Genomic DNA, 21,278 nt, shown 5'->3' with positions numbered 1-21,278 from the left:
AAAAAAAAAAAAAAAACTATAATAATATTTATGAAAAATCAAACTAATATTGATGTTAATCTTAGGAAATGAAAACAAAAATTATTGGATTTATCGAACAGAAATAACGCAATAACTTTTAAAGTTGATCCACTAGGTGAAAGCACAAATTTTAAAACTAAAAATAAACAACAAATTCAAATTATTAATCCGACCTTTCAAGAAATTTTATCCATTTTTCAAAACACAGAAAATAAAGTATTCAAAATAAAAACAATTGACGAATCTTCACAAATACAATATAACACTAAGTCGAATATTTTTTATACAAATTCAGAAACCGAAGAAATTGATGCAAGATTAAAAAACATTTATAAAAAAGTCGAAACCTTTAAAAACGAATATTCTATTGATATTCTTTATTTTACTATTGGGTTATTAAAATGATATGAAGATTCAAACTCTGATGTATTCCATTATTCACCGCTTTTATTTATTCCAATTACATTAAAAAAACAAGAAAATATCTTAAAGATTGAATTTACAGACACAAGTAATGTAATAATAAATGAATCACTTTTATTAAAATTGAAAGAAGATTTTGGTATCTTTGTGGAGTGAAATCTTGATGAGAATTTAGATTTATATACCCAATACCAAGAACTCAGTTCTAAAATATTGAATTCATATCCTAACGATACAAGATGAAAAATTATTGATTATTGCTATATTTCTACATTTGATTTCACTAAGATTGTTATATATGAAGATATCCAAAAGAATAGTCAAAAAATTATTGAAAGCAATTTCTACAAAGGATTTCAAGGTAAAGGAGATTTAAGTAATTATGATATTAGTTCCATTAATTCTGACAACATTAATTCACATATTGATGTTAATACAGAATATCGTGGACTAGATGCAGATTCATCTCAAGAAATAGCAATTCAAAATGCTATTAAAGGTAAATCATTTGTTTTACAAGGACCTCCTGGGACGGGAAAATCACAAACAATTACTAACATTATTACTGAGTTAATTGCAAGAAATAAAAAAGTACTATTTGTAGCAGAAAAGAATACAGCATTGCAGGTTGTATTTAATAATCTTAAAAAAATAGGTTTAGAAAAATATGTAGTTGCAATTCACGATGGCGATCTTGATAAAAGGAAAATACTTAATGATATAATAACATCGATAGAAGATTCAAAATTTTATGAATTAGATAGTGAAAAAACTGATGCATTATTAGCAAAACATAATAATAGCAAAGACATTTTAGATGCATATGGTGAAATACTTATTAAAAAAAGAAAACCACAAAACTTAAATTTATATGAATATATTTCTGAATATTATAAGTTAGAAAACTATCCTGATATAGAATTTTATACAGGAAATTTCTCAGAATTGTCACTTAATGAACATGAGAATATTCTTGAAAAAATAGATAGTTTTTATAAAGCATATAAAGAATTAAATTTTGATATGCAAGCATCGGTATGATATGGTTTAAATATAAATCAAAAAAACCAACAAATATATCAGTCATTAAAAGAGAGTATTTGAAACCTTATTAATAATTTTGCTAATATTAATGAATATTTTAATAATATTTTATTAAAACCTTCAAATATTTTTATTAACAATTTTCAAAAAATATTTATGCAACTTAATTTATATACAAAATATAACATTCAATTATATAAATTTGCAAACTATGCAGAATTTATACAAATTAATGATAATTTAAAAACCATATTTAATAAGAAAAGTGAAAATAACAAGTTATTAGATGAATTTATTGAGCATTTTGTTGATGTTAATGTAATACAACAAATTAAGATACAAGAAATTAATAGTAAAATACCTAGCATAGAAAACTCATGAACTAGAATATTTTCATCAGCATGAAAATACGCTAAAAAATTACTTAAAAAGTCATCGTTTAAAGTTTTATCTAAGCAAGATAAAGGGATTTCAAATTTATACAAAAAGGTTGCACAATATTTAAAAAATAATTTAGATATAAAAGAAATTTGAAATAAGTTAGGTGTATCTGTTATAGATGATGTTGACAAACTAAATGAATTAATTGATGTCTTTGATAAAATTATTGAATTTAATGATACAGAAAGTAATGGTTATATTTCTTTTTTGACTAACCTATCATATATTAATCAGATGATTAATGATTTTGAAAAATTTTATTCAAATTGGAACCTCTTTATCTCATTTTTTGATAAAAAACAAATTGATTATGCAAATTATGATTACCAACAATTAATATCAAAAATACAAACATTACAAAAAAATTTTTATGATACATTGGAACCATATATTGAATTAAATTGAGCTATAAGTGAACTTAAATATATAAACTTAGATTCATTTGTAAATGCAATTATTAATAACAAAATAACAAATTATTTTCAAGAAATTTATTTACGCAAAAATTATCAAATATTGATTCAAAGTATATTATGAAATGAAGTAAAAACAAATCAAGCACAATTTCTATCTACACACCTTGATATATTACGTGAAAAAGAAATCGAATGTCTTTCATTTTCAAAGCAAAAAGTTAAACAAAAAAATGATGAATATTTAAGTTATAAACTCAGTTTATCTAGAAATAACCCTGAATATAGAATAATTAAAGCAGAAAGTCAAAAGAAGAGAAATTTTTTACCTTTTAAGAAAATCTTTGAAAAAGCATATAACTTTATATTAGATGTAAAACCCTGTTTATTATTATCACCCTTAATGGTATCAAATTTATTTAAAGATATTGATTTTGAATTTGATACAGTGATTTTTGATGAAGCTTCTCAAATAAAACCTGAAAAAGCAATTTGTTCACTTTTTCGTGCTAAACAAGCTATAATAGTTGGTGATCAAGAACAAATGCCTGCTTCCGACTTCTTTGAAAAACAACTCATATCCGAAACTTATATTGATGAAGAAAGTGAAGATATTTCATCTGGTTACGACTCGTTACTTGATTTTGTTGCTTCTAGATATGATTCGATAAGACTAAAATGACATTACCGTTCAAAATTCGAAGAACTAATTCATACATCAAATCAAATGATTTATAGAGATTTAATAACCTTTCCTAACTCAAGAAACCCTAAAAAATTTGAGGGATTAAACTTTATTTATGCAGAAAATGATACTTTTAATAAAAAAGAAGATATTTTTGTATTAATTGAAGAAACTAAAAAACTTCTTAAAGATATTATTGAAACTCATAGAGATAAGTATTCTGTAGGTATTGTTGTATTTAATGTTAATATCTTAGATAAAGTTGAAAGAGAAATTGAAAAATTTAGAGAAAGCAATCCTGAATTAGCTTATTTCTTTGAAAAAAATAAAGATGAACCATTTTTTGTTAAAAGCATTGATGGAGTTCAAGGAGATGAAAGAGATATTGTTATCTTCATAATTGAAGCAAAAAGAATTTCAAAGGATCGTTTTGGAACAAGTTTTGGTGCAATAAATCGAAGTAATTCAGGTTATAAACGTTTAAATGTTGCAATAACTCGTTCTAAAATTGGAATGCATATAATTTCTAATTTCACAAGTTCGCAAATAGACTGATTCCGTAGTGAAAGTCGTGGGATAAAAATCTTAGAGCAATTTATTAAAAATGCAGAATTTGGTATTTCTAATCTAAGTGATAACGATAGTAATAATGGTGATGTAAGTATATATTTTGATTCAGGTTTTGAAAAACAAGTATATGATAAACTAATAATGCAAGGCTTGATGGTTCGCACCCAAGTCGGAGTTTCAGGGTATCGAATTGATTTAGGAATTGTAAATCCTAAAACAAACAAGTTTATTTTAGGTATAGAATGTGATGGGGCTTTATATCATTCTTCTAAATCAACTCGTGATAGAGATCGCTTAAGGCAACAAGTCTTAGAAACACGTGGTTGGATAATCCATCGCATCTGGTCTACTGATTGATTTAATAATCCGGATCGTGAAGTTCAAAAAATATTAAATAAATTAAAAGAATTAGAAATGTCAAAAACAAATCAATCGCAACAAGAAACAGGTATACCTAAAATAGCAAATAATGTCCATCAAGAATCATTAGTAAATACATATTTAAAAGAAAATAAAATTCCTAATGTTGAAATTTTTGAAAAATATTGACCAATACAAAAAAGTGCAAGACACTATAAAGTAGAATTTAATTTACATTCTAGCTTGAGAAATAAATTAAAATGTAAGGAAATATTGCTAAAAATTTTTGAAAAATCAGGAGCATTAACATTCAATAAATTCCTTGCCTTCGTAAAAATTTTATTAGAAGAAAATTCTACAACAAATAAAGTAAAGGATTTTGCTCAGTCTATAATAAATAGATATAATTTGATTTTAGATTCTGATGAATTTGTTTATCCTGATTCAGAAAATTTTAAATTCATCTTTAGACAATCAGATGAAGATGATGAACGCAGACCGATAAATGAAATTCATAATAATGAACTTCAACATTTAATTTTGACACTATTTAAATATGCTAATGTGTTTGATTTTAAAGGTATTAGCACTGAAATTCTTTCACGAACTAACAATAAAGCATTAACTGTGAACACTAAAAATAAAATAAAATCAGTAATCGATAAAATGATTGATAACCAACTACTTGAAGAAATATCGAATGAGCATTATAAACTGGTAAAAGCAAATTAACTTGCTTTTATTTATACAACTTTTTAAAACTATTATAATTTTATTATGTTAAAAAGTCATTTATGAATCATTTTGCTTTTTTATCCAATTATAGTGTTTTTAATGCTATATAATATCACATTAAAACGAATACAAATCTATAAAAATAGTTATGAATTAACTATTTTAATAATTTATGCTTTAAGTAGCATTATTTATCTTTTAGCACTATATAATAGTGCTAAAAGGAATATTCTATCGTTTATATACTTTATTATTGATTTTGTTATTAATTTTATTTTCCATTTAATTTATAAAAATTATATTAATTTATTTACTACTTTAATAACTTTTATTATTCTAACTTTATCAATGTTAAAACAATTAATAAGATGGAATAAAACTAATAAAGGAAATAAATTTATATATTATCGGTTAAATATTATTTCTATTTTATTTTTAATAATTTTATTTATTCTAATTTTTAATTTAACTTATTTTTTAAGTTTTTGGTTTAAAAATACTTCAAAAAATTACTTTTTTACCTATGATATAGTCTCGAAAGTAATTTTTAGTATATCAGAAAGCATTTATATTATCTTTATTTTGATGTTAATTTTTGGAATCAGATTTTCATATATATTAACATTTTTATCTAGTATTTTTGCAATTATTTTTTATTCTTTAAAAATAGTAGATATATCAAAAATAATTTTAATTTTAATATATCAAATTATTTATTTATATTTATTTTTTATTAGTAAAAACAAGCAACTTTCAATAGCATTTATCGGTATGGGGGCTTCAGGAAAATCAACTTTAATAGCAAAATTAGATGATTTTTGAATTCCTAATAATTTTAAAATTCTAAATGATCGCAGTAAAATAATAAAACCATATAATGAATGTTTAAAAGATTTAAAAGATAATGCTTTTAAATATCAATGAACTTTTTTTACTGATCGACTTAGACAACAGCAGATGATGCAAAAATATGATTGTTCTGTAATTGATCGACATTTAATTGAAGAACTTATTGCTCATAATGTGCTTGAAAAAATGCAGTTTTTTAACCAAAAACAAAAATTTTTATGATACATATGGTATAAACCACTGATGAATTTTATTCTAAATTCACAACCCAAAACAACTTTAGCTTTTATTATTCTTAAAAATCCAGAATTTATTAAAAATAACCGTTTGAATGTTATTAATAGTAAAGATATACAGCAAAGTCAAAAAAGACAAAACGAACTAATAAATACTGAATTTATGAACTTAATAAATAAAAATTATTTAGATCAGCAAAAGGTTGGTAGACTTTTAAAACGTCTTTTAAAACATATTAAATATTCATATATATTCATTGATGAACAATGATTTGAAAGTATACCTAAAATTAAAAAAATAATATTATCGCATCTAAATAAATATGTTTAAGTCTAGAATATAGGTTTAGACATATTTTTGTATAAAAAAAGACCAAAGGCCTTTGGTCAATTACTTGAAATGGTACGTCCTAGAGGATTCGAACCTCTGACCCAATGGTTAAAAGCCATTTGCTCTACCTGCTGAGCTAAGGACGCACAATCCTGGTGCCCAAGACTGGACTTGAACCAGCACGGTCTTGCGACCGAGGGATTTTAAGTCCCTTGCGTCTACCATTCCGCCACCTGGGCAATTCGTTAATTGCTTATAAATTATAGCACAAAAGAATAATAACATAATTTTTATTTTATTTATTTTTCTTATGAACACTATTAATTTACAATGCAGTTTTTCACATATTTTTAAGCAAATAAAGAATTTTATGATATTTAAAAGAAACTTTTAAATATCTAAAATAAATGAAGTAAAATTAAAATATGAAAGAACATTTACAAAATTCTGAATATGCTGCTGTTGATATTGGCGGAACCAATACTCGCTTTGCTGTATTTGATAAATATGGAAACATTATCAAAAAGAGCAAAACACAAACTGATTATCTATCAGCAGAAAAAACTTGTGATTGAATAATCGAACAAATTAAAAAATATGAAATTAAATATCTTGCTTTATGCATTCCGGGACCATCTGATTATCAAAATGGTATTGTTTTAAAGAGTCCTAACTTAGCAGGTAGTTGAGTAAATTTTGATGTAAGAAGTTATCTTATGCAAACACGCACACTTTCTGATATTGTTTTTGAAAATGATGCAAATGTTATGGCCTTAGCAAATCATGTAAAAGCAAATGGATTTAATTCAGATAAAATAAGTCAATTTTTTACTATCAGTACAGGTTTTGGTGCAGGACTGATTATAGATAATAAAATTTATCATGGACGTGATTATTATGCACAAGAAATTGCCCAACTACCTGCAAGCAAAATCGGTTTTTATCAAGAACATCGTCTTAAAAATCCTTATGCATTAGAGTTACATTGTTCAGGTAGTGGTATTGAAACCAAGGCAAAAGCATTATTAATAGCAAATTCAGCAAAAGAGGTGTTTGAATTAGCTAAAAATAACGATGCTAAAGCCATGAATTTAATTAAAGAAGCGTCTGATGTATTAACTAATATTTTTGCTACTTGTGCTGCTTTGTTGGCTCCACATGATTTTTATATTGGCGGAAGTTTAGCACTTGCTCAAAAAGATTTTGTAACAGATGCATTTGAAAAAGCAAAATTAATTAGTGATCCTAATCATTTTAAAGATGTCAAACTTATCTTTGATCAACACGGTGATGATTCTGCATTAATCGGTCTATATTATTTAACTAAAATGCGAAATAATATGGATAATTAATCAAAACAATCACATCTGCTTATAAAAGTTTATAATTAAGATGTAATAAGGAGAATTATGAAGAAATTTTTATTACCTTTTTTAACTATTGTGTCAGTTACTACCCTAATAGCAACAAGTTGCAATAGTCAAAGTAATTCTACACAAGAAAAAACAGACAAAAATTCACAAAAACCATCTGAAATAAGCATCCCTAAGGAATCAGGAGGCCAAAAACAACAAACCCCTCAAAATCCCATGAATAAACAGCAACCAAAGACAGAAAATAAGATTCCTAAGATCCAATCTGAATCAGGAAATTTTAGTGGTAATGAATTAGATAACTTTGTTTCAAGTCATTTAGATATGGTTTCATTGCTTAAGCAAGATTTATTAAATGAAGTTGCTACGAGTGATTTAAAAATTGTTTATGATTGGAAAAATAAGAAAATTATCAAACTTAATAAAGATGAGTCATTAAACTGAAAAAACCTTGGGGATCGTAGTTTAAGGAATATTTTTGATGTCAATATAGATAAAACATATAATATGGTAAATGATCAACAACCAAAGCAAGAAAATAACGAAAAACCAAATGATTATTTAAGATATACAGCTGAAAATAATCAATTTAAATTATTTTTTAAAGTTGCTAAAATTTCCAAAGGAAAAGTTACATTACTTTCAGATAATACTTTTTCTATAGTTTTTGAAGTGCAAAAACAAACTACACAAGCAGATTCAACACCAGTTCAGATACAACCAAAACAAGAAATTAATATCCAAATCCCAAATCCAGTTGATATATCAAATTTAAAATATAAATCAGATAATTATTATCAAGCAGCAAATGGAAAAAGTGGAAAAGCACTTTGAGAAGCCCTAAGCAAGCTGCAAAAAACACATTTAAATGAATTACAAAATAAAGATTCATATAAAAAACTACCTGAATTTTATAAGGATTCAAAAGCATTCATAGATTTATATTATGAAAAAGATAATTCTTTATTGGATATTTATTCAGAAAATCCAAACGGTAAAGATCCTTATGAATATAAAAGTTATCAAGGTGGAGACTCTGCTAATACCGAAGGAAAAGGTACAAATCGTGAGCATTTAATTCCACAAAGTTGGTTTAATAAAAACCTACCAATGCGTTCTGATCCGAATTTTGTATGACCAACTGATATCAAAGTAAATTCAGAGCGTGCTGATTTTCCACATGATAATGTAAAAAATGTAGAATTAACAACTAAAAATGGTTCAAAATTAGGAACAAACATTCTGGGCCAAAAAGTTTTTGAAGTAATTGATGCTTTCAAAGGAGATGTGGCGCGAAGTTATTTATATTTTATTACAATTTACCATGATAACAGTATTTATCATAAAGAAACTAATATATTCACTCAAACATTTCCAAATATTAAAGCACACTTTTTGCAAACTTATTTAAATTGAGATACTAAAGACTCTGTCGATGCTTTTGATATCAATCGAAATAACGAAACATATCGAGTTTATGGATTAAGAAATCCTTTTATCGATTATCCCAACCTTTTTGAAAATTTATTTTCAAAAAATCCTAAACCATTTATAAACAAAGGAATTTTAGTATCAAATGGTTCATCCGAGATACTAAATTCATAAAGGAAGTATATGAAATTTAATAAGAAATTATTATCATTATCATTTTTTATCCCTGCTGCAGCTGCAATAGCAACCAGTTGTGCATCACATCCGAGTAAGGTGGATAAAAAGTCTGGTGATAAAGACGATAATCAAACTACTACATCAGGACAATCTGCTGATAAAACAACAAATCCAGGTTCTAAAACAAACCCAGTGACAACAGAAGAAGATAGAAGTCCAATTAATTTGACGGATACAAGTAATTTAGTTTATAAACCATCTAATTATTATGCATCTGCAGATGGTAAAAAAGGTATGGATTTATGAAGAGCATTAGAAATGCATCATCACGGAATTCGGGCTGGTATTTTACACGGTTCAGTTATATATGAAGCATTAAAAACTTTTTATAATGAATCTAATGCATATAAAGATTTATATTATAAAAAAGATAAAAGTATTTTAGATATTTTTACAGCCCAACCAGATAAAACTAATTTTGCTTCAAAACAAACTTTTGTAGAAAATGCTAACTCATCATCTGAAAATACTGCACAAATGCGTGGACATTTAATACCAGAAAAATGATACTCAAGCGATGATCCGATGCAACCCGATCCATTTGTAACTTGACCATTAGATACATTTGTAAACTCTAAAAGGGGTAATTTTCCTTTTGGAGAAGTAAAAAATGTAACTTTTACCTTTAAGAACGGGTCAAAACTTGGAACAAATAACAAAGGACAAATGGTGTTTGAAGTGATTGATAAATTTAAAGGTGATGTGGCTCGTAGTGTGTTATATTTTATTTTAATGTATTATGAAAAAAATATTTATTCAGATGCATCTAATAATTTATTTATAAGTAATTTTCCTTATATCAAAGATGATTTTTTACATACACTTTTAAAGTGAGATATGCAAGATCCAGTTGATGCTGTAGATATTAACCGAAATAATGAAATTTTCAAAAAATACCAATTTAGAAATCCATTTATAGATTATCCAAACCTTCCTGCAAATCTTTTTGGTGCAATGCCAGACACATTTAATGATAAAGGTATTTTAGTTTCAAACGGCGATAATGCTGTAATCAAAGAGTAGTAGTTGTATTTTTTGGTATTTTTATAAATTTACTAATTGCAAATTTATAAAAATCATATTTTCGCAAAAAATATAAATACAAAAACAGATAAAACACAACATTTAAAAACACAGATTATTTATTGTATTTTTTTACATATAATAATATAATTTAAGATATTAAAATATTAAATATACCTTATTGGTAGTTATATAGGAGTTTATATGAGTGAAAAAAATACTCACAGTGAAAAAGAAAGAAAGCATCGTGTAGGAAAACAAGCATTTATAGTTGCTTTTGCTGCTGCAACTGCTACTGCAGCATTAACAATTGCTGTTGCTACATCAGGTGTTAAAACTAACAAGGAAGCACAAGCGAAGTATGAAAAAGCAGTTAATGATTTTTTAGCAGTAGTACCAAAGATCCAAACTGTTGCTAATCGTAATTTATTAGTTGAAGAATTTCATAAAATCCCATTACAATATTCTGATGCTTCATATCGTAAAGTATTAGATTTATTTAAGCAAGCCAACGATTTTATTCAGGCAGAATTTGATGCTAAAATTAAGTTTCAATTAGATAATGTTAACTCACAAATTAATGCTGTTAAAAATCAGGATGCACAAGAAACTAAAGCAGTTGTTGATAAATTACACCAGTTAGTTGAAAGTTCTAAAACCCTAAGTGAAAGTTTGTTACATAAAGATGGAATTTATAGCGAAGGTAAATTATTAGGACTTTACACTTCTAATTTTATTACTAAGTTCAACCAACCACTTAATTTATTAGATAAATTGTTTTACAGTGAAAACTTTACCAAACAAGCTGATGATAAGAAGCTGAATATCGAAGGAAAAACAACTTTATTAGATGCATTGTTACAGACTATCAATTTGGATGTACTTAAGTTTAAACCAACAAATGAAAACAATTTAACCAAAGTAAAAGATGAGACAATTGCTGCTTTAACTACATCTTCATCAGCATTAGATGATGTATTATCGCGTATTAATACTGCAATTGATACACAGTTTGCTAACTTTAAATTCAACCTTGATAAATCAAGTGAATATTTAAATAATCAAAAATATGCTAATCAAGCATACTTTAATCAAAAAGTTATTGAATTTAAACTAGATTTACAAAAATTACAACTTAAAATGCAACAAAAAGATACCTTAACCAAATCTAATGTAACTGATGCAGAAGTTTTATATTGAAAATCTAGATATTTACTTGAAGCAACTGAGATGACTGAAAGTCTTTTTGATCAAGCAAGTAAGAATACTGCTCGTGCGATGATTTTAAATTCTGAATCAATCAATGATTTTCTTAATGTATTAAAATACATCGAAGAAAAACGCAAATCAGAAGCGTCTATGAATCAACAAAAACTTGACTTAATTTTAAGTGTAGTTAAACAAATTAAAGATAGTGCAAAAAACAAAGAATATCAAAATAAATATAATGCACTTGTGCAACCATTGAGTGAATCAATGATTAATCCATTATTATCATATGCACATGCATTATTAACTGAAGCAACTACTTTTACCAGCGATCAAAAGAGTTCATATCAATCACAAATTACAGATTTTGAAAGTAAATTAGGATCAGATTTTGATGAAAAAACAGGTGCTTCATACTTACAAGAACTCAATTCTATCGTAGCACATATGGAAAATGATTTAAGATCATTACCACTTGCTGACTTTGAAGCAAAAAGATTAGCTGCTAAAAAAGCAGGTTTAACCAACTTCATTAAAAAATACTTACCTTCACTTTCATTAGATTCATTGAATATTCCAACAATCAGCAACGATGATGATTACAATACTTTATACAATAATGTAATGTCTAAATACATTGATTTATTTGTAGCGACTCATACAGGATTGATCGCTTCACGTTTAGCAAACTTTGATGAAGCAGATTTAGTTGCATACCGTCGCATAGATTTAGTTGATGCAACATATAAAATGTATGATGGAGATGCATATGAACCAAGTTTTGTAAGAACCCAATTTAATGCTCTTTATGCAAATACCTTAGCAAAACAACAAGCATTATTTACTACTTTACAAAACAGTTTTGATGCACAAAAGCAATCCTTAACCGATGATATTAATAAAATTACAGATGAAAAAGTTAAAAACCTATATACATCTGAATTAAACAAACTTACATCAACTGATTCAAAGACAACTATAAATGACTTTAAAAACTTACATCAAAAAGTAATATATCATTTATCATTGCAAACTTATCAAGGCCAAATTATTAAAGAAGCAAATGATTCAGGTTTATCAAATGATTTTAAAACCAATTTTGCTAATGCGATAAAATTACCAGAGAATTTTACTTATGTTAATCTAACAAAATATCAATCAGTTTTAAGACTAAAAGGAACTGAAAGCAAAATTAGGACACAATTACAAGAATCAATTAATAAACTATCCGATGCGGATAAAACAAAGATGCAAGTTGAGTTTGATAGAATCAAACAAATTAGCACTGATAATTTATCTAGCATCCAAGCAGCTGTAAGTAGATTGACTCAACTTGCAACAATTTATGAAGCATCATTATCACAAAATAATGCTCCAAAAGCAAGTGCAAACGATTTAACCATAGTAAATTTTGGTTCTTATGCTAAATTACAATATCAAATTGCACAAGCAACCGAATCGACTTCACAAACAGCAGCCTTAAAAGCACTCTTAAATTCACAAAAAGAATACCTTTTAAAATTAGCACAACTTTTTGGTCAAGCAGCAATTGATGAAGTTAATAAAGTTGATAAGAAAACAGTCGATGGAAAATTAGAAGACGAACCCGATTTATACACAATTCGTCATAATATTGATAAAGTTCAATATATGCTATTTTATAATAAATTAGGCACACCTGGATTTATTACAAAAGATGAACATAATTCATCAGAAGATAAAACTAATAATAAAACAACTGAAAACAAAACTGATGCAACTAAAAATACAAAAGATCAAGCAGCAGGGTCAAATGCAGCATCTGGTTCAACAGATAAAAAAGATGCAGTAAAAGAAACAACTAGTGATAATTCACAAAAACAGATAAATGCAGACAAAACTCAACCAGAAAATGCAAAACAACCATCAGACATGACTGAATCTGGTGCAGCAAGTACCGAAACTAAAGATAAACAAGGTGCTACAAGTACGCCTGCTACAAATAATGCTGGGGCAGGACAAGGTAATAATGAACAAAAAAACTCTCAAACCTCTACATCACCTGCAACAAATACTACTTCTGAAAACACACAAAATCAGCAAAATCAACAACAAAACCAAGCAACACAGTCAGCAGATGAAAGTCAAACTAACGCATCAGCAAATACAGATGTTATAGCAAACAAAGTTAAATATGTAGAAATTATATTAAGAGAAATTAATGATATACTTTCTGCTTTAGCATCTATTCAAGATGTAACCACTAAGAATCAAGCAACAATTCTTAAAAACACATATACTACTCTTAATGATACAAATAGTACAAATAAATATAAAAATGCTTTAGCATCAGATAAAACAGAAGATAAAGTCTTTGTTAATTCATATTTAGATAATGTAATGACATTAAAATTCCAAGTTGATAAACTTGCATATGATAATATGTATCGTAGTAGTGTATGAGCATATTTAAAACCACAAATAGCCCAATTGCAATTTGCATCTGATCGCAGCAAGATTATGGCATTAATTCGTGATAAAAATGTAGATAATTTATTAACACTTGATAGTATCAAATCTCTTATTGATTCTTATGCTTCATTAGTTAATCGAAATAATTTATCAAAAGTATTCTTAATCGCTGCATTATCAGTTGTTTCAGATACTTTAAAAGATGATAGTCAATTTAAATTAGATTACTACCAAAGTATTTCAAAATACTTTGATGCAGATAAAGATAATTTAGTGCATTCTAACTTAGGATATAACCAAGTTTTTGAAATGTTGCTTTCAAACTTTGACTTAGCAAAACAAACAGCAAAATTACTGGAATTAGGTAAATCATTACAACCAACTGGTTATGCAAATTATGAAACAAACAAAAAAGAACTTGATCAAATGCAAAAATCAAGAAATTTTGATCAAAGTAAGTTGATGCAAATTAATTCAGATGTGCAAAGCGCTTTAAATGAGCAAAAAAATTCTGCTTTAGATGAATTATTAACTTGAAACGATCAAAATCCTAATAAAGAAAAATTCCTTAGTCAACTTAATACTCAAACTGCACAAAATCTTTTTGATGTAGTTCAAGAAATCAAATTTACTACATTATTGCAAACACTAATTGCACAAGTTAAAGATGAAAGTAAAAAAACAGAATTTACCAATGAACTAAATTCTGCTACTAATTTAACTAAATTGACAGAATTAAAAACAAAAGTAGATGCTCAAATAGAATCACAGAAACCAAAAGAACAAACACCTCCTGCAAACACAGCACCAAGTGATCAACCTAGTTTACCAGCAGAAAATAACCAAAGTGCAAAAACACCAGATAATGCTAGTGGACAAGGTGAGCAAACAAAGTCACCATAAACCGAAAACACCGAAAATAACCCTAAAACTCCAACTGAATCAAAAAACACACTTTCTGGTAATGGTGAATCAGGAGGTCAACAACAAACCCAAACTGCACCAAAATCTAATGAAGTTGACGCATCTGCTTCAACAGGGGAGGACAACAGTCATAATACCACTGCACAAGTTCCAAACTCAGGTGGTTCAACTGCTTCAAACAACCAAACAAGTAATACTCCTGCTGCACAACCTGGACAAAGTGAATCAAGCGAATCAGCACAAACTGCAACAAATCCATCATCAACAGCTAGTTCATCGACTACTGGAACTACAACTTCTCAAGGACAAACAGATGCATCTAGTTCGGGTAGTTCACAAACATCATCAGGACAAACTGCTTCAGCCACTCATACAGAAAATAGTGGTTCTGAACAACATACAGAGCAAGGAACTTCCACAACAACTCAAGCTTCACAAGCATCAGGATCAAGTCCACAAGGAGCAACTTCAACTGATACACAGGCAGTAACACCACAAGCATCTGCACAATCACAAGGACAATCATCCGAAGCTTCAAGTACACCTGCTAAACAAGCAGCTTAATTTACTAAAAATAACCCAAGAATGGGTTATTTTTAAATTATTTGATCTTTATTAATGCTTATGTATTCTCTTGGTGATAAATCATCTGGCAATATAAACTTACCAAAAGCAACTCTCTTTAAATCAATTACATTGTAACCAAGTTTATTAAACATCCTTTTGACTTGATGGTATTTACCCTCATTTATAGTTAAATAGCAGTTATATCGATCAATAATCTCTAGTTTAGCACTTTGACATACCTTTGCTTCACCAATATCGATACCTTGCTTAAAAACTTCTATCATATATACATCAAGTTCTTTATCAACTTGCACTAAATAAACTTTTTGAATATGGTTTTTTGGTGATAACACCCGATGAGTAAAAGCACCATCATTTGTAATAATTAGCAAACCGTGTGTATCTACATCAAGTCTACCTACGGTATGGATATTTTTGGCAAACCTATATAAATCTGAAATAAGATGCAAAACACTTGGATACTTAGCATCCGCATTTGCACAAATATATCCTTTAGGCTTATTCAGTGCTAAATAAAACAACTTTGTATTAATGTTCTGATTATCAACTGTGATGATATCATCAACATTTACATAACAACTTTTATAGACAACTATATCATTCACCTTTATTTTACCTTTTTTAAGCATTTTATTTATCATCAAACGAGAATAATTAGTATTATTAGCAACCATTTTTTCAATACGATGTTTCATATAATTATTTTATCTATTTAAAATTAAAAATAAAAATTTTTTTGTTTTTATTTTAAAAAAGGTATAAAATAACTAACAGCAAAACAAGGAGAAAAATGCATAAATTCCAAAGAGATTATGAAATAGTATTTTGAAGTCTTTTTGGGTTTTTATCAGTTATTTTTAGTATCTTATCAATATGATTTAAAGGTAGTTTTTTTGGTTTTGCGATTGGAGCGCTAAGCTCATATTTGCTTTTTATGATCACAAGAATTTTCGGGATGATACCATTAAAAAAACGAAAATCACTAATATTTTTAAATATTTTAAAGATGTTTGTCTTTTTTATTTATTTAACTGCAGTAATTTTAAGCATATATCATATTAATTTAAAAATATATGCATTAAAAAAATATACTGGATTATCTGAATTTACTCTACCAATTAATATGTTTGTGTTTTTTGGGAGCGTAGGATTTAATTTTTTTGTGATTATAGCAACATTTATTTATTCAAAATACAAAGGAGGCAAAATTGGACGAAATTAAACAAAGACTTTGAAAGTTTGATTTACCTCAGTTATTTTCACTGATTGTAACAGTGATAATTATCGCGATATTCTCATTAATTATCTTTTTCAAAGTTCGCAAACAACGTGCTGATCAAGCTCCTAAAGGTATCACTCAGCTTGCTGAAGGATATTTAGGATATATAGATAATTCGTATCAAGAAACAGTTGGTGATCAACTACCAGGTTCGCGTTTTTATATTTTTACCTTAGCAACTTTTTTACTTGTTGGTAACTGAGTTTCAATTATCGGTTTAGAACCAATTGGAACTGCATTTAGTGTTCCAATTACCTTAGCAGTTGCTACTTGATTAGGAATTATTCTTTCAGGGACTATATACCGTCGCTGAAGATATTATTGATCCATTATTAAAGCACCTTGAGATATTTTTGGTAAGTTTTCCCCACTTATTTCCTTAAGTGCTCGTATGTATGGGAATTTAGTTGGAGGATCAACCATTATTGTTTTAATTTATGCAATGTTTGGATATTTATTTAAGGTTGCTTTAGGCACAGATAATAGTGCATTTCAAAATATTTTTGCCATATATTTCACACCATTGCTACATATGTACTTTGATTTATTTGATGGAATATTGCAGGCATTAATTTTCACAATGCTGACTGCTGTATATTGAACAATAGAATCGCAATCTACAGAACCAGCTAAAAAAACAAAGAATTCTGAAAGTAGATTCTTTAAGAAATTTACCAAAAGAAAGATACAATCGATTTATTAATAAGGAGATAAAATGATTTTAGATTTACTTACAAAATTAGCCGATGGAACAACCTCTACTACAGCACCTGCTTCAAATGCTGCAGCTGCAGCAAAAACAGCCATATCAAATTCTGCCAGTGATATGGGATCTAAGGCAGGAACACACATTGGTTTAGGTTTAGTAGCAGTTGGTGCTGGATTAGCAGCAATCGGGGTTCTTGGTACTGGAGTTGGACAAGGATATGCTGCTGGTAAAGCAGCTGAAGCAGTTGGACGTAATCCGGAGGCTGAAAGCAAAATAAGAACTATGTTAATTATCGGTGTTGGTATTGCTGAAACAGCTGCGATTTATGCTTTCGTTACTGCGATTATTATCTTATTCGTTTTCGCAAGTAAAGTAGTCTAGAAAATGATTACTACATCAGTTGCTGCAGCAGTAAAGTTTGAGTCAAGTTCAGATGTAGGACAAGCTGTAGCAGGAAAATTTGAAGGATTATTTCCTAGCATCCCAATTATGATTGCAACTATTATTGCATTTATAATTGTTGCTATTATTCTCTGAATTTTCTTTTATAAACCCATTAAAAAAATGATGAAAGCACGCAGAGATTTTGTTCAAAACAATATCGATGAATCTGTAAGACAAAAAGAAGCAAGTATTTTAGCTCTTAATAAAGCAAATGAAAATCTTAAAAATGCCCACACACAAGCAGATAACATCATTACAAATGCTAAAATAAAAGCTGAAAAAGTTGCTGAATTTTATACCATAAAAGCACAAACCGAAGCAAAAAGGCTTTTATCTGAAACTGCTTTGGATATCAATGCACAACAAAAAGAATTTCAACAAAATGCTAAAAAATACATTGTTGAAGTAGCTACAGACCTTTCGCAAAAGATTCTTAGACGTGAAATTAGTCAACAAACACAAGATGAAATTGTAAATCAATTTTTAAATACAGATAAAGATGTTGAAGACTTATAATGCAAATTAAAAAGAACATTCAAGCTTATTCTGTAGCTATATTTGATTTAGTTCATGAAGCAGATAAATTTCAACAATTACATACCCAATTTGAAGCAGTCAAAGAAATTTTTAGCAAACATCCTGAGTTTGTTGATTTCTTTAAAGATGAGTTTGTTCCTGAAGAAGAACGTTTGAAAACTGTTGATTTAGCATTCAAGGACTTTGATTGAATTATTATTAATGCTTTAAAAGTTATAATAATGCGAAAGGTTGCCAAATATATTCGTAAAATCATTATCGAATATTTAAAACTTTCAAACCGTGAATTAAGAATTCGTTTTATTGATGTTATTTCAGCTTTTCCACTAACAAATGAGCAACTTGAAAAAATAAAAACTAAAATTCAAAATAAAACTCGTCGTACCATTGAGATGACCAATCATGTTGATCCATCTTTAATTGCAGGGATAAAAATTGTGTCACGTAGTGAAACAGTTGAAATGAATATCAAAAACAACTTAGAAAAACTAAAACATGAACTTATAAAATACGAAAAGGAGGTGTAAATGGCAATTAAATTAGATGATATTTCAGCAATTATTAAAGATCGCATTCAAAATATGGGATCTAAAGTAGATTATTCTGAAATAGGACGTGTAATTTCAGTAGGTGATGGAATTGCTGTTGTCACCGGATTAGATAAGGTTAAAAATAGCGAGATAGTTATTTTTAACAAAAGTGTCTATGGTTTAGCATTAAACTTAGAAGAAGAAACCGTCGGGGTAGCACTATTTGGTAATGCTAACTCAGTTTCTGAAGGTGATTATGTTGAACGTACCGGAAAAGTTATCTCTGTTGAAGTAGGAGATGCTCTTTTGGGTCGTGTAGTCGATGCTTTAGGAAATCCAATTGATGGAAAAGGTAAGATCGATGGAACTCACCGTTCAGAAATTTTTAAAAGAGCATCAGGTGTAATGTCACGTCAAGAAGTTAATCAACCACTTGAAACAGGTATTTTAGCAATCGATACAATGATACCAATTGGTAAAGGACAACGTGAGTTAATTATTGGAGATCGTCAAACCGGAAAAACAGCCATTGCAATTGATACTATTATTAATCAAAAAGGTAAAAATGTTAAATGTGTTTATGTTGCAATTGGACAAAAAAATTCTACCGTTGCTCAAATAGTTCAAAAACTTTCTGATTCACAGGCACTTGAATATACCACAATTGTGGTTGCAGGTGCTTCAGAACTTGCGCCACAACAATATATTGCTCCATATACAGGAGTTACAATTGCTGAAGAATGAATGAGTAAAGGACAAGATGTTTTAATTATTTACGATGATTTATCAAAACATGCCATTGCATATCGTACCTTATCATTACTTTTAAGACGTCCACCTGGTCGTGAAGCTTATCCTGGTGATGTTTTCTATCTACACTCACAACTACTTGAACGTGCTGCTCGTTTAAATTCTGAATATGGTGGTGGTTCAATTACTGCATTGCCAATTATTGAAACACAACAAGGTGATATTAGTGCTTATATACCTACTAATGTAATTTCAATTACAGACGGACAAATTTTTACCAAAGAAAGTTTATTTAATGCCGGACAGCGTCCAGCAGTTGACATCGGTTTTAGTGTTTCACGGGTAGGTTCTGCAGCGCAAACTAAGGCAACAAAGCAAGTTGTAGGTTCATTAAAATTAGAACTTGCACAATACAATGAAATGCAAGCTTTTGCACAATTTGGTTCAGATTTAGATGATTCAACTAAAACTATTTTGGATCATGGAGCAAAGGTATATCAACTTTTGAAGCAAGAACAATACTTTCCTATTCAACAACAAACACAAGCGATTATTTTGTTAGGTGTTAAAGAACGTCTTATCAACCCGCTTCCTCTTGATTATATGCATGAATACCGTGATCAAGTAATTAATTGAGTTACTAATGATAGTGAAGGAATGCAAGTATTTAAAAACATCACTGCAAGTGGAAAAATTTCAGAAACAGATTATCAAGTAATTGCTAAAAAATTAGCAAGCATCATTGAAGGTATCATTGCGACTATTCCGAACTATGATAGACGTATGTATAAAGAAATACCATCAAAATATAAGGTTGCATAATGCCGAGTTTAAATAGCTTAAAAAATCGCATTTCAGTAGTTTCTAATACTCAAAAAATTACCAATGCGATGGAATTGGTTTCAACTTCCAAATTAAGACGTTTGCGCAATGAATACACCCGAATACAAGCATATAAAGAAACATTAGAAGATACTTTCAATGAATTAATTTCACATGTTAGTTCTCGTCAATTTTATGAAATTTTTCCTAAAAACGAAGGAATTGATGGTAGCGTATATATTGTAATCACAAGTGATTTAGGTTTATGTGGTTCATATAATTCTAATATATATAAAATGTTAAATGAAAATCTTAAACCACAAGATAAAATTGTTGTAATTGGTACCAAAGGATTTAGTATGATAAATTCTGCGACAATTAAAGCGCAAATGATTAAATATTACATTAATAACGGAGATAAAATTACATATAAAATTTGCAATGATATCACTAAAATCGCATTCGAGTTATATAGTAAAAAACTAGTTTCGCAAGTGAAATTAATTTATACTAAATTTATCAATAATATAAATCAAGAACCGCGATTAAAAACACTTTTTCCACTAGATTTTAGTATTCAAAAACAACATAATGCACAAATTATTGAATTTGAACCCTCTGCTGAAGAAGTGCTTTCCGATTCAGTTCCGATGTATATTGCAAGTATGATATATGCTTTATCAGGTGAATCAAAAATTTCAGAAATGGCATCACGTCGAAATGCAATGGAAAATGCAACCAATAATGCTGAAGATTTAATTAAAGAACTTAGATTAGAGTTCAACAGACAACGTCAAGGAAAAATTACTCAAGAAATTACCGAGATTGTTGCTGGTGCTGATGCAACTTAATAAGGAGAGAAT

Annotated in this window: 14 protein-coding genes and 2 tRNA genes; 13 read left to right on the top strand and 3 right to left on the bottom strand. The window is 28.2% G+C overall.

All coding sequences use genetic code 4. The features are described from left to right. Positions 1-30 precede the first annotated feature (30 nt). On the top strand, positions 31-4,689 hold the full coding sequence (locus ACXYRP_RS03295; protein WP_458615212.1) for a DUF4011 domain-containing protein: 4,659 nt from the start codon (positions 31-33) through the stop codon (positions 4,687-4,689). A 588-nt stretch (positions 4,690-5,277) separates the two neighbouring features. Next, a complete protein-coding gene (locus tag ACXYRP_RS03290) occupies positions 5,278-6,108 on the top strand; it encodes a hypothetical protein (protein ID WP_458615211.1) in 831 nt (276 codons plus the stop codon). A 70-nt stretch (positions 6,109-6,178) separates the two neighbouring features. Here the strand turns inward: ACXYRP_RS03290 and ACXYRP_RS03285 are convergent. Both ACXYRP_RS03285 and ACXYRP_RS03280 read right to left on the bottom strand, forming a co-directional pair. Then, positions 6,179-6,254 (bottom strand) — tRNA-Lys (locus ACXYRP_RS03285). 7 nt (positions 6,255-6,261) lie between these two features. Beyond that, positions 6,262-6,347: transfer RNA gene (locus tag ACXYRP_RS03280), tRNA-Leu, on the bottom strand. A 186-nt stretch (positions 6,348-6,533) separates the two neighbouring features. On the opposite strand from ACXYRP_RS03280, the gene ACXYRP_RS03275 reads away from it, so the two are divergent. The 4 genes from ACXYRP_RS03275 to ACXYRP_RS03260 all read left to right on the top strand — a co-directional run bounded on the left by ACXYRP_RS03275 (position 6,534) and on the right by ACXYRP_RS03260 (position 14,735). After that, on the top strand, positions 6,534-7,460 hold the full coding sequence (locus ACXYRP_RS03275; protein WP_458615210.1) for an ROK family protein: 927 nt from the start codon (positions 6,534-6,536) through the stop codon (positions 7,458-7,460). 57 nt (positions 7,461-7,517) lie between these two features. Continuing rightward, a complete protein-coding gene (locus tag ACXYRP_RS03270) occupies positions 7,518-9,086 on the top strand; it encodes an endonuclease (RefSeq protein WP_458615209.1) in 1,569 nt (522 codons plus the stop codon). Between the two features lie 9 nt (positions 9,087-9,095). Next, complete coding sequence (locus ACXYRP_RS03265) at positions 9,096-10,172, top strand: endonuclease (protein WP_458597534.1); 1,077 nt, start codon at positions 9,096-9,098, stop codon at positions 10,170-10,172. 204 nt (positions 10,173-10,376) lie between these two features. After that, the gene (locus ACXYRP_RS03260; RefSeq protein WP_458615208.1) at positions 10,377-14,735 is read left to right on the top strand and encodes a hypothetical protein; all 4,359 of its coding nucleotides are present in this window, start codon (positions 10,377-10,379) and stop codon (positions 14,733-14,735) included. A 617-nt stretch (positions 14,736-15,352) separates the two neighbouring features. On the opposite strand, the gene ACXYRP_RS03255 is transcribed toward ACXYRP_RS03260, so the two are convergent. Further along, positions 15,353-16,039 carry a pseudouridine synthase gene (locus tag ACXYRP_RS03255; RefSeq protein ID WP_458597532.1) on the bottom strand — a complete coding sequence of 229 codons (687 nt, stop codon included), beginning with the start codon at positions 16,037-16,039 and terminating at the stop codon, positions 15,353-15,355. Positions 16,040-16,134: 95 nt separating this feature from the next. Here ACXYRP_RS03255 and ACXYRP_RS03250 point away from each other — a divergent pair, with 95 nt between their 5' ends. Genes ACXYRP_RS03250 through atpG form a run of 7 tightly spaced genes read left to right on the top strand, consistent with a single transcriptional unit; the run spans position 16,135 to position 21,266 of the window. Continuing rightward, positions 16,135-16,566, top strand: a complete 432-nt coding sequence (locus ACXYRP_RS03250) for a hypothetical protein (protein ID WP_458597531.1) — start codon at positions 16,135-16,137, stop codon at positions 16,564-16,566. Continuing rightward, positions 16,553-17,326: a F0F1 ATP synthase subunit A gene (locus tag ACXYRP_RS03245; protein ID WP_458597530.1), complete on the top strand. Its 774-nt coding sequence runs from the start codon at positions 16,553-16,555 to the stop codon at positions 17,324-17,326. Before ACXYRP_RS03250 ends, ACXYRP_RS03245 begins: the two co-directional genes overlap by 14 nt. A 12-nt stretch (positions 17,327-17,338) precedes the next feature. Then, positions 17,339-17,713 (top strand): ATP synthase F0 subunit C, encoded by a 375-nt coding sequence (gene atpE, locus ACXYRP_RS03240; protein WP_458597529.1) that lies wholly within the window; start codon positions 17,339-17,341, stop codon positions 17,711-17,713. A gap of 3 nt (positions 17,714-17,716) precedes the next feature. Next, positions 17,717-18,292 (top strand): F0F1 ATP synthase subunit B, encoded by a 576-nt coding sequence (atpF, locus tag ACXYRP_RS03235; protein WP_458597528.1) that lies wholly within the window; start codon positions 17,717-17,719, stop codon positions 18,290-18,292. Further along, positions 18,292-18,840, top strand: a complete 549-nt coding sequence (gene atpH / locus ACXYRP_RS03230; protein WP_435129330.1) for an ATP synthase F1 subunit delta — start codon at positions 18,292-18,294, stop codon at positions 18,838-18,840. The genes atpF and atpH overlap by 1 nt, the downstream gene beginning before the upstream one ends. After that, entirely contained in the window at positions 18,841-20,415 is a 1,575-nt protein-coding gene (gene atpA, locus ACXYRP_RS03225) for a F0F1 ATP synthase subunit alpha (protein ID WP_458615207.1), read from the top strand. After that, complete coding sequence (gene atpG, locus ACXYRP_RS03220; RefSeq protein WP_458597526.1) at positions 20,415-21,266, top strand: ATP synthase F1 subunit gamma; 852 nt, start codon at positions 20,415-20,417, stop codon at positions 21,264-21,266. The genes atpA and atpG overlap by 1 nt, the downstream gene beginning before the upstream one ends. Positions 21,267-21,278 lie beyond the last annotated feature (12 nt).

It is taken from the genome of Mycoplasma sp. 5912, from assembly GCF_054353835.1.
Note: the sequence above shows the minus strand (reverse complement) of the source record. Positions and strands in the feature narration are given on the sequence as shown.